The organism is Frigoribacterium sp. Leaf415 (assembly GCF_001424645.1).
Classification (GTDB): domain Bacteria; phylum Actinomycetota; class Actinomycetes; order Actinomycetales; family Microbacteriaceae; genus Frigoribacterium.
In genome coordinates this window covers 2,293,821-2,308,935 of record NZ_LMQR01000001.1, presented here as the reverse complement: position 1 = coordinate 2,308,935, position 15,115 = coordinate 2,293,821, and the positions used below count along the sequence as shown (strand labels likewise).

Annotated in this window: 11 protein-coding genes; 8 read left to right on the top strand and 3 right to left on the bottom strand. The window is 70.6% G+C overall.

Annotation, left to right across the window (positions count from 1 at the left end; genetic code table 11):
* Positions 1-35: 35 nt before the first annotated feature.
* From ASG28_RS10645 to ASG28_RS10635, 3 genes are all read right to left on the bottom strand, one after another.
* On the bottom strand, positions 36-1,982 hold the full coding sequence (locus ASG28_RS10645; protein WP_056051171.1) for a thioester domain-containing protein: 1,947 nt from the start codon (positions 1,980-1,982) through the stop codon (positions 36-38).
* Positions 1,983-3,174: 1,192 nt separating this feature from the next.
* Positions 3,175-3,453, bottom strand: a complete 279-nt coding sequence (locus ASG28_RS16430) for a hypothetical protein (RefSeq protein WP_157485699.1) — start codon at positions 3,451-3,453, stop codon at positions 3,175-3,177.
* A gap of 43 nt (positions 3,454-3,496) precedes the next feature.
* Positions 3,497-3,907, bottom strand: coding sequence for an ester cyclase (locus ASG28_RS10635; RefSeq protein WP_055974889.1), 411 nt, complete (start codon positions 3,905-3,907; stop codon positions 3,497-3,499).
* 213 nt (positions 3,908-4,120) lie between these two features.
* On the opposite strand from ASG28_RS10635, the gene sucC reads away from it, so the two are divergent.
* The 8 genes from sucC (at position 4,121) to ASG28_RS10595 (ending at position 15,087) form a co-directional block, all read left to right on the top strand.
* Positions 4,121-5,284, top strand: coding sequence for an ADP-forming succinate--CoA ligase subunit beta (gene sucC / locus ASG28_RS10630; RefSeq protein ID WP_055974887.1), 1,164 nt, complete (start codon positions 4,121-4,123; stop codon positions 5,282-5,284).
* A 15-nt stretch (positions 5,285-5,299) separates the two neighbouring features.
* The gene (gene sucD, locus ASG28_RS10625) at positions 5,300-6,187 is read left to right on the top strand and encodes a succinate--CoA ligase subunit alpha (RefSeq protein ID WP_055974883.1); all 888 of its coding nucleotides are present in this window, start codon (positions 5,300-5,302) and stop codon (positions 6,185-6,187) included.
* Between the two features lie 191 nt (positions 6,188-6,378).
* Positions 6,379-7,752: a cell division protein PerM gene (locus ASG28_RS10620; protein WP_200925285.1), complete on the top strand. Its 1,374-nt coding sequence runs from the start codon at positions 6,379-6,381 to the stop codon at positions 7,750-7,752.
* Between the two features lie 77 nt (positions 7,753-7,829).
* Positions 7,830-8,423 (top strand): phosphoribosylglycinamide formyltransferase, encoded by a 594-nt coding sequence (gene purN / locus ASG28_RS10615; protein ID WP_055974880.1) that lies wholly within the window; start codon positions 7,830-7,832, stop codon positions 8,421-8,423.
* The gene (gene purH, locus ASG28_RS10610; protein WP_055974876.1) at positions 8,420-10,084 is read left to right on the top strand and encodes a bifunctional phosphoribosylaminoimidazolecarboxamide formyltransferase/IMP cyclohydrolase; all 1,665 of its coding nucleotides are present in this window, start codon (positions 8,420-8,422) and stop codon (positions 10,082-10,084) included. Before purN ends, purH begins: the two co-directional genes overlap by 4 nt.
* A 429-nt stretch (positions 10,085-10,513) precedes the next feature.
* A complete protein-coding gene (locus ASG28_RS10605; protein ID WP_055974874.1) occupies positions 10,514-12,349 on the top strand; it encodes an ABC transporter ATP-binding protein in 1,836 nt (611 codons plus the stop codon).
* Positions 12,346-14,271 carry an ABC transporter ATP-binding protein gene (locus tag ASG28_RS10600; RefSeq protein WP_082454575.1) on the top strand — a complete coding sequence of 642 codons (1,926 nt, stop codon included), beginning with the start codon at positions 12,346-12,348 and terminating at the stop codon, positions 14,269-14,271. The genes ASG28_RS10605 and ASG28_RS10600 overlap by 4 nt, the downstream gene beginning before the upstream one ends.
* A 27-nt stretch (positions 14,272-14,298) precedes the next feature.
* Positions 14,299-15,087 carry a GNAT family N-acetyltransferase gene (locus ASG28_RS10595; RefSeq protein WP_055974871.1) on the top strand — a complete coding sequence of 263 codons (789 nt, stop codon included), beginning with the start codon at positions 14,299-14,301 and terminating at the stop codon, positions 15,085-15,087.
* Positions 15,088-15,115: the final 28 nt, after the last annotated feature.

Sequence of the window (15,115 nt, the reverse complement as noted above, 5' to 3'; positions counted from 1 at the left end):
GGCCGGACCGACTCGCGGCACCCGCACCCGGGGGTTCATCGCGCCTCGCCCAGCCCGAAGGACGACAGCGCCCCGGCATCGACCGCGAGGGAGGCTGCGTCCGAGCCCTCGGCGAGGCGGCGCCTCCGCACGTGGAAGGCACTCGCCGCGGCCGCGGCCACGAGCACGAAGCCGGTCCCGACGATTCCGAGGGCGACGAGTAGTGCCTGCCCGCCACCCTCCGAACCGGTGAAGGCTAGCCCTGCCGGGGGAGCAGGAGCCTCGGACGGGGCCGGCTGCCGTACCGTCGCCATCTCGCTCCGGTAGACGGTCGTGTCGGCGAAGGCCGGCACGACCTGGCTTCCGTCATCGCCGACAGCCGACCCCTCCGACGAGAACAGGAAGACGTAGGTGCCGGGTCGCTCGAGGGCGACGCACGGTGTGGTGTACGTGCCGTCCTCGCCGATGGTCACCGTCTCGCGGGCCACGACGCGGCCCGGGTCGAGACGGTCGATCGGACCGAGGTCGCTTCCCACGACCGGGGCCTCGGCGAACGGTCCGACGAGCACCGACTCGACGTCGACCCCACCGGGCACGTCGGGGTGCAGGTCGACGACGGTGAGCTCGTCGCTGACGCAGGCACCCGGGTCGATCTCGGCGTCGGACACCACGGTCGAGATGGTCGGCGTCCAGGGCACGAAGGTCGTCTCGGTCGCCACCCCGAACGGTGACCGCCAGGAACCCACCCGGTCACGCCCGGCCTCGACCGGCGTGTCCGAGGGATCGATGGTCTCGACCCAGGTGTAGTACCCGCCACCGGGCAGTTCGCAGCCCGGCGTCGAGTAGGTGCCCGGACCGTCGGACACGTCGAGGGCGACCTCGCAGACCGACGGAGCGTCGTCCGGCCACTCGGCCGCCGGGGTCACGGGGGCGAGGAAGGGGCCCAGCAGCCGGCTGCGCACCGTGACCGGGACGGGGCGCCAGGTGCCGGCGTCGTCGTACCGTCCCCACTCCGACAGGAGCCCCTCACCGGGCCGCACGCCGAGCGTCACCTGGTCGGTGACGACCGTCCCGGTCTCGGCCACGGTGTCGCTGGTGATCGTCGACACCGTCGGCTGGAACGGCAGGGGTGACAGCTGCTCGACACTCGCCGTTTCGGAAGCGGATGCCGCGACCCCGCCCGAGAACAGGATCATCTGCGAGCCGGCAGGGCTGTTCCCCACCGTGGTCTCCCGTCCGTACGGCAGGTCGACGAACTCGACCGAGGCGTTCACGGTGAGCTGGGCAGCATCACCGGTGGCGCTGACGGGCACGCTCTCGCCGTTGCGGACGAGGGCCGTGGTCGAGCCGTCCGCGAACACGGCTCCGTCCAGGGTGACCGTGCCCACGTGCGTCGGCTCGAGGGTCGTCGGCCCACCCGCCACGCGGTCGACCGTGAGGTCGGGGCGGATGAGCCCCTTGCCGTCGTCCGAGAGCTCGACGGTGATCGCTGCCGCGACCGACTTCGACGCGGCGGACGAGGCCTCGGCGAGCATCTGGTTCGCGCGTTCGAGCACGATCGGCCACCGCTCGTTGGCACGGCCGGCGTAGTACCGCTGCGTGTGGCCGTTCAGGCCGGTGATGGTCCAGACAGCGAGCTGTCCCGCGGCGGCCGTGTCGGCGTCGGTCGTGCCGCCCCAGGTGCGGGCGATGTACGCGAGGCGTGCGTGGTCGTCGGTCGAGACGCCGATCACGTCGCCACCCGTGGTCGTGTCGTAGTGGTTGCCGACGGGCGAGCTCTTGCCGGCCTCGAGGCAGAACGCCTGGGTGCCGTCGTCGAGGCGGTACGTGCCGAGCCACGAGACGTCGTCGCCGCGCCAGAGGTGGCCCGGGCCGAGTCCCGTGCCGGTGACGGCGGCGGCCGGGGCGTGGCCGAGCAGGGCGACGACGACGGAGAACAACAGGGCGAGGGCGAGCGCGAGGCGCCGTCTGGGGGGATGGAGGGCGCTGTGTGGTGAAGTCATGCACCGACGATCGGGCAGCGACCCCGGCAGCCGAGGCCGGCACCGCGCCTCCTGTGCACGGGTGGCGTCGGCGACCGCCGGGGGAGGAGCCGTGACGCGACGACGCCCCCGTCGCGCCTCGCGACGGGGGCGTCGTCAGGCGGCGGTGATCGAGGTCACTCGGTCTCGTCGAGGTCGATCTCGTCGCCCTCGAGGTCGTTCGAGGCGTACTCGGGCGAGCCCTCGCGGGGCGCGCCACCGGTCGGGCCGTCGTTGCCCTCGCCGACGCCGGGGAAGACCGTCTCGCCGGCGACGGCGTCGTTGGTCGCGATCTGCTCGGACTCGGCGAACTCGNGCGCCACCGGTCGGGCCGTCGTTGCCCTCGCCGACGCCGGGGAAGACCGTCTCGCCGGCGACGGCGTCGTTGGTCGCGATCTGCTCGGACTCGGCGAACTCGTCGGCCTGGTCGTAGGGCTGGTCACCCGATGCTGCGGGGGTGTTGGTGTCGCTCCTGATGCGTCCTTCCGAAAGCGGTGCGGGGTTGTGGGGGGAGCGGCTCAGGCCAGGCTGAGCTGCTGCTTCAGGCATGCCTCGTCGGTTACGCCCAGTGCTCGGTGAGGAGATCGAAGGCCCGCGGAGGCAAAGTGCGCTTCCGCAATTCCGCTTCGACGAGTAGCGTCATGCCAAATCGAAAATATCGATTCGAAATGAGGGATAAAGATGAAGAACTCTCGCCAGCCGGCTTTCTTGGGGGCGGCCACCATGATCGTTCTAAGCGCACTAGGCGCTGGGCCCGCGAGTGCCGCAACTGCCACGACTGAGGGGCCAGTTGTTCTACCGCCCACGACGTCATACGAGCAGGCCCTCGACTGGCTGAAGGACAACAGCGGGGAACAGACCCGCCAAAGCATCGAAGCGACCAGTGCCCTGGCTAGTCCATCGGTTCACGTCGAGGAGTATGTCGACGAACAAGGGCAGGTTCTCTCCGCAGTGGCAGTGAACAAAGCTTCGGGGCTCCAACGGGCCGTCTACTGGACGTCCCCGGGCTGCACAACCAGCGGGGCATGCCTTACCTCCGGCGGCCGAAACCTGGGCTACAGCGGGACAGGTTCGCTGAGCGGCTCTTGGAGCGGCGTAACGCGAATCGCGGCAGGTAACGCTACAACGGGCCTATGGCAAGGCAATGTAGTGAAGTTGGTCGTCAAGAACAAGGCTACTTCTTACCAGACGCCCGTTGCCGGCAACAAGATTGTGCGGACGCCCTAGTAACTGAAAGGGCCGTCAGTCGTGTTCTCAAGGCACGGCTGGCGGCCCGTCGCATTTCTTGCGCCCCCTGGTTGACGAGAGGACGCTCTAAGGTCTCGCCGACGCCGGGGAAGACCGTCTCGCCGGCGACGGCGTCGTTGGTCGCGATCTGCTCGGACTCGGCGAACTCGTCGGCCTGGTCGTAGGGCTGGTCGCCCGATGCTGCGGGGGTGTTGGTGTCGCTCATGATGCGTCCTCTCGAAAGCGGTGCGGGGTGATGGGGGAGCGGCTCAGGCCAGGCCGAGCTGCTGCTTGAGGCCGGCCTCGTCGGTGGCGCCCCAGCGCTCGACCAGCAGGCCGTCCTCGTCGAAGCGGCCGACCTGGATGCCGCGCACGGTGAACGACTTGCCCGTGGGCTCGGCGCCCTGGAACGTGCCGGTGTGCGTGCCCGAGATCGTGAAGACCGCGGTGACGTTCTCGTCGTCGGCGACGAGCGTCTCGACGCCCAGGTCGGCGTCGGGGAAGGCCGCGAAGAACTCGGTCCAGAAGGCCTGGATGCCCGCGAGGCCGGCGGGTGCGTCGGGGGCCGGGTCGTGGTCGACGACGTCGGCGTGGAAGCCCTCGCCGAGGCGGTCGATCTCACGGGCGGTCAGGATCTCGCCGATGCGTTCCTGTGTGGCGAGGTTCTTCTCTTTCGACATGCGTGTCTCCGTCTTCTCGTTCTGTCGGGGTGTCTCTCGTCTACTCCCCAGGTCATCGGTGGCCGCCGATGCTCACAGCAGACGCGACGCTCGGCGTACCCCTCGGGTCGCCCGCTAGGCTGACCGCTGGCCCAGATGTCTTCATGTCGAGATGGCTCGATGTCGAGACGGATCATGGTGAGACGACGCAGCGATGCGGATTGGAAGAACAGCGTGGATCTTTTCGAGTACCAGGCCAGAGACCTGTTCGAGCAGTACGGCGTGCCCGTGTTGCCCGGCATCGTGGCCGACACCCCCGAGGAGGCGCGAGCGGCGTCCGAGAAGCTGGGTGGCGTCACCGTCGTGAAGGCCCAGGTCAAGGTCGGCGGCCGCGGCAAGGCCGGCGGCGTCAAGGTGGCGAAGACCCCGGACGACGCCGAAGCCGCGGCGAAGGACATCCTCGGGCTCGACATCAAGGGCCACGTCGTCAAGCGCGTGATGATCGCCGGCGGCGCCCAGATCGCCCGCGAGTTCTACTTCTCGGTGTTACTCGACCGCGCCAACCGCTCGTACCTCTCGCTCTGCAGCGTCGAGGGCGGCATGGAGATCGAGCAGCTCGCCGTCGAGAAGCCCGACGCGCTGGCGCGCATCGAGGTCGACCCCCGCTCGGGCATCGACCTGGCGAAGGCCACCGAGATCGCGAAGGCCGGCGGGTTCCCCGACGAGCTGATCGAGAAGGTCGCGCCCGTGCTGGTCAAGCTCTACGCCGTCTACGAGGGCGAGGACGCCACGCTCGTCGAGGTCAACCCGCTCGTCCTCACCGAGCAGGGCGACATCGTCGCCCTCGACGGCAAGGTCTCCATCGACGAGAACGCCGAGTTCCGTCACCCCGGCCACGCCGAGCTCGAGGACGCCGATGCGGCCGACCCGCTCGAGGCGAAGGCCAAGGCTGCGGGCCTCAACTACGTGAAGCTCGACGGCGAGGTCGGCATCATCGGCAACGGTGCCGGGCTCGTCATGTCGACGCTCGACGTCGTCGCCTACGCCGGCGAGGCACACGGCGGCGTGAAGCCCGCCAACTTCCTCGACATCGGCGGCGGAGCGAGCGCCGAGGTCATGGCGGCGGGGCTCGACGTGATCCTGGGCGACGCCCAGGTCAAGAGCGTCTTCGTCAACGTCTTCGGTGGCATCACCGCCTGTGACGCGGTCGCCAACGGCATCGTCGCCGCCCTCGGCATCCTCGGCGACGCGGCCACCAAGCCGCTCGTCGTGCGACTCGACGGCAACAACGTCGACGAGGGTCGACGCATCCTGGCGGAGGCGGCGCACCCGCTGGTCACCGTCGTCGCGACCATGGACGAGGCTGCCGACAAGGCCGCCGAGCTGGCTTCGAAGTAAGGACTGCAGAGAACAATGTCGATCTTCCTCAACAAGGACAGCAAGGTCATCGTCCAGGGCATCACCGGCGGCGAGGGCACCAAGCACACCGCCCTCATGCTCAAGGCCGGCACCCAGGTCGTCGGTGGCGTCAACGCCCGCAAGGCCGGCACGACCGTCACCCACGGTGACGTCGAGCTGCCCGTCTTCGGCACCGTGACCGAGGCCGTCACCGAGACCGGTGCCGACGTCTCGATCGTGTTCGTGCCGCCGGCCTTCGCCAAGGACGCGGTCGTCGAGGCCATCGAGGCCGAGGTGCCGCTCGTCGTCGTCATCACCGAGGGCATCCCGGTGCAAGACTCCGCCGAGTTCTGGGCGCTCGCCAAGGCCAAGGGCGGCACGACCCGCATCATCGGCCCGAACTGCCCCGGCATCATCACGCCGGGCGAGTCGCTGGTCGGCATCACGCCCGCCTCGATCTCGGGTTCGGGGCCCATCGGCCTGGTCTCGAAGTCGGGCACCCTGACCTACCAGATGATGTTCGAGCTGCGCGACCTCGGCTTCTCGACCGCCATCGGCATCGGCGGCGACCCGGTCATCGGCACGACCCACATCGACGCCCTCGAGGCGTTCGAGGCCGACCCCGACACCAAGGCGATCGTCATGATCGGCGAGATCGGCGGCGACGCCGAAGAGCGCGCCGCCGACTACATCAAGGCGCACGTCACCAAGCCCGTCGTCGGCTACGTCGCGGGCTTCACGGCCCCCGAGGGCAAGACGATGGGTCACGCCGGTGCGATCGTGTCCGGCTCGGCCGGCACCGCCCAGGCCAAGAAAGAGGCACTCGAGGCCGCCGGCGTCAAGGTCGGCAAGACGCCGAGCGAGACCGCGGCCCTGCTCCGCGAGGTCTACGCCTCTCTCTAGGGGCCGACCCGCGCCTCCTCGACGGGCGTGTTCGTCACGGCCGGTCGTCCTCGGACGCCCGGTCACGACGGACACGCCCGTCGTCGTCCGTGGGGCGCGGCGCGGGCGCGGTGCGGGTGCCGACCGGTGTCGTCGTCGCGGGCGGCGGGGCAGCAGGCCGGCCCCGGTCGGCACCGGTACAGTCGCTCGCGATGAACCGCCCAGTCACCGCCCTCTTCTCCGCGCTCGAAGCCCTGCTCGTCGTGGCCATCGGCGTCGGCATCCCCCTCGTCGTGCTGACCTCGCTCTGGGCGTTCCAGTACGGCCTGCAGATCGACTGGATCGTCTTCTGGCGCGCGGCCGTGGACTCGTGGCTCGTCGGGCACGGTGCCGACCTGACCGTCCAGCTCAGCGCCGACGCGGCCGCGGCGACGGGCATCCCCGGGGCCGATGCCCCCATCGTCGTCTCGCTGGCCGCGCTCGGCTTCGCCCTTCTCACGGTGCTGATGGGGGTCCGCGCCGGCCGTGCCGCCGCCGAGACGGCCCACCGCGTGACCGGCGTGCTCGTCACGATCGGCACCTTCGCCCTGCTGTCCCTGGCCCTGGCGGCCTCCGCACAGCACGAGCTCGCGCGCCCGTCGTTGTGGCAGGGCACGCTGCTGCCCGCGCTCGTCTACGCCGTGCCCGTCGTGGCCATGGCCGAGATCACGCGCCGCCGTCGGGGCGAGGTCGCCGACCCGGTCACCGGTGCCGTGATCGGGCTGCTGTCCCGACTGCCCGGACAGGTGACCGGCATCGCGGCCGCCGGGCTGCGTCTCGGGGCCGTGGCCGCATCGACCGTGCTCGCCGTGTCGGCCCTGATCGTCTCCGTGCTGATCGTGACGAACTACGCCGAGATCATCACCCTGTACGAAGGCGCGCACGGCGGGCTCCTCGGCGGGCTCGCGTTGACGCTCGGTCAACTCGCGCTGCTCCCCGACGTCGTCGTCTGGGCGGCGTCGTGGCTGGTCGGCCCCGGCTTCGCCATCGGCACCGGGTCGTCGATCTCGCCCCTGGGCACCGCCGTCGGTCCGATGCCCGCGATCCCCTTCCTCGGCGCCCTGCCCACCGCCGACCTGACGTTCGGCTTCGTCGGGCTGCTGGTGCCGGTCGTCGCCGCGTACGTCTGCGCGACGCTGCTGAGGCCGAAGCTGCAGCGGATGCTCGCCGGGCACGGAGTCGACGACCTGGTCCGCCGCATCGTCGTCGCGGTCGTCGGCGGGCTCGTCGGGGGAGTGCTGCTGGGCCTGCTCGCCTGGGCGGCCTCGGGTTCGGCCGGGCCCGGGCGACTGACCGAGGTCGGACCCGACCCGCTGCTGGTCGGCGGGTTCGCGGCGCTCGAGTTCGCCGTCGCCGGTGTGCTGGCCATGGTCGTCACGCCGCCGAGGTTCGCGGGTCCGCGGGCCGAGACGACGTCGGACAGGCCCCGCACGAGGCGGCACGACGATCCGCGTGTCGACGCGACCGCGCCCACCGGGCCCGTACCCGTGTCCGCTCCCCGGCCCGACGGTGACGACACCGAGCGCATCGAGGGCATCACGCGCTGACGTCGTCGTCCGACCGGCGACCGAGCCTCGCCTCCGCCGCCCCACGGTGCGCGTGCCCGGCCCGCTAGGCTTGCCGGGTGCTGAAGCTCGTGGTGCTCATCTCCGGTGGCGGCTCGAACCTCCGGGCGCTGCTCGAGGCCGCGAGCGACGCCGAGTACCCGGCCCGGGTGGTCGCCGTCGGGGCCGACCGCGAGGCCGACGGCTTCGAGCACGCCGAGCACTTCGGGGTGCCGACCTTCTCGGTCGCCTTCTCGAACTTCGCCGACCGTGCCGCCTGGGGTGACGAGCTGCTGGCCCAGATCGAGCAGTGGCAGCCCGACCTCGTGGTGCTCAGCGGCTTCATGCGGCTCGTGCCACCGCGGGTCGTCGCCGCCCTCGCCCCGAACCTCATCAACACGCACCCCGCCTACCTGCCCGAGTTCCCCGGGGCCCACGGCGTCCGCGACGCGCTCGCGGCCGGGGTCGACCGGACCGGCGCCAGCGTGATCGTCGTCGACGAGGGCGTCGACAGCGGCCCGATCCTCGCGCAACGCCGCATCCCGGTGCTGCCCGGCGACGACGAGTCGTCGCTGCACGACCGCATCAAGGTCGTCGAGCGCGAACTGCTCGTCCAGACCGTGCTCGACATCGCCAACGGAACGATCTCTCTCGAACAGGAGCCCACCGCATGAGCGGCCACGCCATCGACCCCAGCCTCTACCGCGACCGTGACGCCGTGCCCGTGCGACGGGCGCTGATCAGCGTCAGCGACAAGACGGGCCTGCTCGACCTGGCCGCCGCCCTGTCGGCCTCCGGTGTCGAGATCGTGTCGACCGGCTCGACCGCCCAGACCATCCGCGACGCCGGCCACGCCGTCACCGACGTCAGGAGCGTCACCGGGTTCCCCGAGTCGCTCGACGGTCGCGTCAAGACCCTGCACCCCGCGGTGCACGCCGGCATCCTCGCCGACCTGCGGCTCGAGTCCCACGAGGCCCAGCTGGCCGAACTCGACATCGCCGCGTTCGAGCTCGTCGTCGTCAACCTCTACCCGTTCGTCGAGACCGTCGCGTCGGGTGCCGACGTGCCCACCGTCATCGAGAACGTCGACATCGGCGGGCCCGCGATGGTCCGGGCCGCCGCGAAGAACCACGCCAACGTCGCCATCGTGGTCTCGCCGACGAACTACCCGCAGGTCGTGAAAGCGCTCACACTCGGTGGCACGACCCTGGCCCAGCGTCAGCGCCTGGCCGGCGAGGCCTTCGCCCACACGGCCGCGTACGACACGGCAGTCGCGGCGTACTTCGCCGCACACGTGGGTGTGCGCGCCGAGGCCGACGCGTCCGCCACGGCGACCGGCGCCTCCTCGTCCGTCGTCGACGAGCAGGAGGCGCGGGCGGGCTTCGAGCCCGCGGTCACCCTCTCGGCCGAGTTGCAGCACACCCTCCGCTACGGCGAGAACGCCCACCAGGCCGCGGCGATCTATGCGACGCCCGGGGCACACGGCATCGCGCAGGCGACGCAGCTGCACGGCAAAGAGATGTCGTACAACAACTACGTCGACGCCGACGCGGCCCTGCGCGCCGCCTTCGACTTCGACGAGCCCGCCGTCGCGATCATCAAGCACGCGAACCCGTGCGGCATCGCCGTCGCCTCGCCCGACGCCGTCGACGCCATCGCCGACGCTCACCAGCGGGCGCACGCCTGTGACCCCGTCTCGGCGTTCGGCGGCGTCATCGCGGCCAACCGCACCGTGACGCGCGCCATGGCCGAGACCGTCGCGGACATCTTCACCGAGGTCGTCATCGCCCCGGCCTTCGACCCCGAGGCCGTCGAGATCCTCAGTGCGAAGAAGAACATCCGCCTGCTGACCCTGCCCGCCGACTTCGCCCGTGACGTCCGCGAGGTCAAGCAGATCTCGGGTGGTCTGCTCGTCCAGGACGCCGACCGGTTCGACGGGTTCACGTCCGACGGCTGGACGCTCGTCGCCGGCGACGAGGCCGACGCCGCGACGCGGGCCGACCTCGAGTTCGCCTGGAAGGCCTCGCGCGCCGTCAAGTCGAACGCCATCCTGCTCGCCTCGGGCGGAGCATCCGTAGGGGTGGGCATGGGCCAGGTCAACCGGGTCGACTCGTGCCACCTCGCCGTCGACCGCGCCGGGGCCCGCGCCGCCGGGTCGGTCGCGGCGTCCGACGCGTTCTTCCCCTTCGCTGACGGCCTGCAGGTGCTGCTCGACGCCGGCGTGGCCGCGGTGGTGCAGCCCGGCGGGTCGATCCGCGACGACGAGGTCGTGGCCGCGGCGAAGGCCGCCGGCGTGACCATGTACTTCACGGGCGAGCGCCACTTCTTCCACTAGGTCGTCGTCGACGAGGTCCAGGAGGCACGGGTCGCGTCGTCCGCCGATCCGAACGATTCCGTCTTGCGGCGGAGTCGACGGCACGCATATCCTGTAAGGCTGCTCACAGCCGGTCGGACACGACCGCACGGACGGACGACGACACTCAGGAGGACATGATGACGACGACGACACTGACCACGGTGGGCACGGCCACCGACGGTGCTCGCGTGGGTCGCGCCTCCTCGGCGTATCCGAGCCCGGCGCCGATCAGCTAGACGAGACGGTCCGCCGCCCACCGGCACCACTCCGACACCTCCGCCCGGCGACGTCCCGGGCGCGACCGCGCGACCATGCGTCCTCCCAGGACGGTCGCCGCACCACCTTTCTCCACAACGGGTCAGCGCTCTGCGCCGTCGCCTGTGCCAGATCACGACACTTGGATCACCCATGTCTCAGAAGTCCTCGTCCGCCCGTCCACCCGACGCCGCGAAGCGTCCCTCGACGGTGCAGTCGCTCACCCGGCTGTACCCGTACGTCAAGCCGGCCCTGCCCCGCATCGTGCTGGGCATGGTCGCGGCCCTGCTCGCCGCCGTCGTCGCCCTGCTGATCCCCCTCGTCCTGCAACTGCTCGTCGACGGACCGCTGTCGAGCGGTGACCGATCGCAGGTGTGGCCCGCCTTCGCCGTCGTGCTGGGCCTCGGCGTGGCCGAGGCGATCATGATCGGTGCTCGCCGCCGACTGGTGCTCACCCCGAGCACGCACGTCGAGGCGACCATGCGCAACGCCCTGTACGCCAAGCTGCAAGATCTGCCGGTGGCGTTCCACGACCGGTGGCAGAGCGGTCAGCTGCTCAGCCGGTCTGTCAGCGACCTGAGCCTCATCCGTCGCTGGCTCGCCTTCGGCGTCGTGCTGCTCGTGGTCAACGTGCTCACCATCGTCGTCGGCTTCGTCGTGCTGTTCTGGTACAGCTGGGTGCTCGGCCTCGTCTTTCTCGTCGCGTCGCTTCCGGTCTTCTTCGTCAGCTTCGCGTTCGAGAAGCGGTACTCGATCGTCGCCCGTCGGTCCCAGGACCAGGTCGGCGACCTGGCGACCAGCGTGGAAGAGAGCGTGCACGGCATCCGGGTGCTCAAGGCCTTCGGTCGCGGCAAGCACTCGCTGCGTGAGTTCGCCAAGCAGGCCGAAGACCTCCGCGGGACCGAGATCGAGAAGGCCAAGGCCATCTCGAAGCTGTGGCTCTGGCTGCTGCTCGTCCCCGACGTGGCCTTCGCGCTGTGTCTGCTCGGCGGCGTGTGGCTCGCCGCCGACGGTCAGCTGACCGTCGGCCAGCTGTTCGCCTTCTTCGCGACGGCGACCGTGCTGCGCTGGCCGGTCGAGTCGATCGGCTTCCTGCTCTCGATGACCTTCGACACCCGCACGGCCGTCGACCGCTACTTCGAGGTGATGGACAGCGAGAACACGGTGACCGACCCCGAGAACCCGTCGACGATCGCCGAACCCCACGGGCGCCTCGAGTTCAAGGGCACGCACTTCCGCTACCAGGACTCACCGGCCCAGTTCGCCGACCTGGTCAACGGGGTCGACCTGGTCGTCGAGCCCGGCGAGACGATGGCCCTCGTCGGGCTCACCGGTTCGGGCAAGACCACGCTGCTGTCTCTCGTGTCCCGGCTCTACGACGTCACCGGCGGGCAGGTCCTGATCGACGGCGTCGACGTCCGCGACCTCAGCCGCGAAGAACTCCGCCGCCACATCGGCATGGCGTTCGAGGACGCGACGTTGTTCAGCGCGTCCGTGCGTGACAACGTGCTGCTCGGCCGCCCCGATCTCGCGGACGACCCCGACGAGGCCGACCGGGTGATGCGCGAGGCCCTCGAGATCGCCCAGGCCGACTTCGTCGAGCGGCTGCCCGAGGGCGTCGACACCCGGGTGGGCGAAGAGGGCCTCAGCCTGTCCGGCGGACAGCGTCAGCGCCTCGCCCTGGCACGGGCCATCGCGGCCCGCCCGGCCGTGCTGGTGCTCGACGACCCGTTGTCGGCCCTGGACGTCGACACCGAGGCGCGCGTCGAGGCCGGACTGAGACGCGTGCTCGCGTCGACGACGTCCCTGATCGTCGCCCACCGACCGTCGACGGTCACCCTGGCCGACCGGGTCGCGCTGCTCGAGAACGGCACGGTCACCGCGGTGGGCCGCCACTCCGACCTCATCGCGAGCAACGAGCACTACCGCTACGTCATCTCGTCGCTCGACGACGACTCCACCACCAGCCGAGAGGAGGTGCTCGCATGACCGACACGACACTCGAGGACGACCGTCCCGACCGTCCGGCAGTCGCCGACGGCCCCGTCGAGCGCGAGGCGCTCGACGGACGAACCCCCGCCGAGAAGCGCGCCGAGCAGGGCTCGACGACGCAGGGCGTCCGCGGCGAAGAGCGCGAGAACTTCACCAAGGACGAGAGCAAGAGGCTGCGCCGACGTTCGCTGCGCCTCCTCGGCTCGCTCGTGCACCCGCTGCGCTGGCGTCTCGCCCTGATGGGCGTCGTCGTCGTGATCAGCACGGCCTCGCAGGTCGCGGGGCCGGCCCTGATCGCGATCGGCATCGACACCGCCCTGCCGGCGCTGATGGACGACCAGGACTGGGCGCCCGCGATCCTCGTCGTGGTCGCCTACCTGTTGACCGGCGTGATCGGTGCGGTGCTGATGGCGCAGTACACGGTGTTGTCGGCGCGCATCAGCCAGGCGATCCTCTTCGACCTGCGCAAGCGTCTGTTCCTGCACACGCAACGGCTCAGCCTCGAGTTCCACGAGACGTACACGTCGGGCCGCATCATCTCGCGCCAGACGAGCGATCTGGACTCCATCCGCGAGCTGTTGGACTCGGGCATCAACCAGCTCGTCTCGGGTCTGCTGTACATGGTCTTCACCGCCGTCGCCCTCGTCGCGCTCGACCCGCAGAGCGGCCTCGTCCTCGCCGTGGCGCTCGTGCCGCTCGTGGCGTTGACCCGGTGGTTCCAGGTGCGCTCGCAGAAGCTGTTCCGGGCGACCCGCGTCACGAGTGCCCGCGTCATCGTGCACTTCGTCGAGACGATGACGGGCATGCGCGCGGTGCAGGCCTTCCGCAAGGAGGCGCGCAACGAGAAGGAGTACGCCGGTCACGTCGAGGACTACCGGCAGGCCAACTCGAAGGTGTTCACGTTGTTCGGCACCTTCGACCCGGGCCTGGTGCTGATCGGCAACGCGACCCTCGCGGCGGTCGTGCTCTTCGGCGGCTTCCGGGTGATCGACGGTTCGCTCGAGATCGGCGCCCTGCTCGCGGTGGCACTCTACGCGAAGCGGTTCTTCGACCCGGCCGAAGAGATGGCCATGTTCTACAACGGCTACCAGTCGGCGTCGGCCGCGCTCGAGAAGATCTCGGGCGTGCTCGAGGAGCAGCCGAGCGTGCCCGACCCGACGCGCCCGGTCGACCTGTGGGACGCCAAGGGGCAGGTGCACTTCGACGACGTCGAGTTCGCCTACAACGCCGACACGGTCGTGCTGCCCGGCTTCGACCTCCACGTGCCCGCGGGGCAGACCATCGCCCTCGTCGGGTCGACGGGGGCCGGCAAGTCGACGTTGGCGAAGCTCATCTCGCGCTTCTACGACCCGACGCGCGGAGCGGTGACGCTCGACGGCGTCGACCTGCGCGACCTGCACCCGAAAGACCTGCGCCGCGCGATCGTCATGGTCACGCAAGAGGCGTACCTCTTCTCGGGTTCGGTGGCCGACAACATCTCGCTCGGCAAGCCCGACGCGACGCGTGACGAGATCGTGCGGGCGGCGAAGGCGGTCGGAGCGCACGAGTTCATCGAGGCCCTGCCCGACGGGTACGACACCGACGTGAACAAGCGCGGCGGCCGGGTGTCGGCCGGGCAACGTCAGCTGCTGTCGTTCGCCCGGGCGTTCATCGCGGACCCGAGCGTGCTGATCCTCGACGAGGCGACGGCGTCGCTCGACATCCCGTCCGAGCGCATGGTGCAGGAGGCGCTGCAGACCCTGCTCGCCGACCGCACCGCGGTCATCATCGCGCACCGCCTGTCGACCGTCGCGATCGCCGATCGGGTGCTCGTGATGGAGCACGGCAAGATCGTCGAGGACGGCACCCCGGACGACCTGATCGCGGGCACCGGTCGCTTCGCGCAGCTGCACGCCGCGTGGCGCGACTCGCTCGTGTGAGATCGCGGCTCGGCTAGCGTGTCCCCGATGACCGACGCGACGACCTACCTGCAGGCCTACGACGAGCAACTCCGCACCGACGCCGAGACGCCGAGCGCGATCGACGTCACCCGGCACGGTCCGTTGCGGCTCGTCACCTTCGCCGGTGGCCGCGGGTTCGTCACCTACCGCGACCTCGGCGAGGCGGACGCCGAGGCGGTGCGCGCGCTCGTGGCCGCCGCCGTCGAGCACTTCGATGCCGACGCCGAGATCACCCGGGTCGAGTGGAAGACGCGGGGCCACGACCGGGCCCCCGGGCTGCACGACGCGCTCGTGGCCTCGGGCTTCGAGCCCGGCGAGCCCGAGTCGATCATGATCGGGCCGCTCACGGCGCTGGCCGGTCTCGGCGATGCACCCGAGGGGGTGACGGTCCGTCGGGTCACCACCGAGGCGGACGTGCGGGCGATGAGCGCGATGGTCGACGAGGCGTTCGGTGAGGCGGTCGACGCGCGGATGGCCGACGCGCTGCTCTCGCGGCTGGGTCGCGACGACGGCATGGAGCTCTGGGTCGCCGAGGTCGACGGTCGGATGGTCAGTGGTGGCCGACTCGAACCCGTCCCCGGCACGGACTTCGTCGGCATCTGGGGCGGTGCCACCCTCAAGGCGTACCGCCACCGCGGCATCTACCGGGCGTTGACCGCCGCACGGGCGCGTTCCGCCCTCGCGCAGGGCAAATCGCTCGTGCACAGCGACTCGACCGACGACTCGCGTCCGATCCTCGAACGGTCGGGCCTGGTCGCGGTGTCGACGACGACCCCGTACGACCGGACGCGCTGAGGCCGCCCGAGCCACGGCGGGCGAGTCC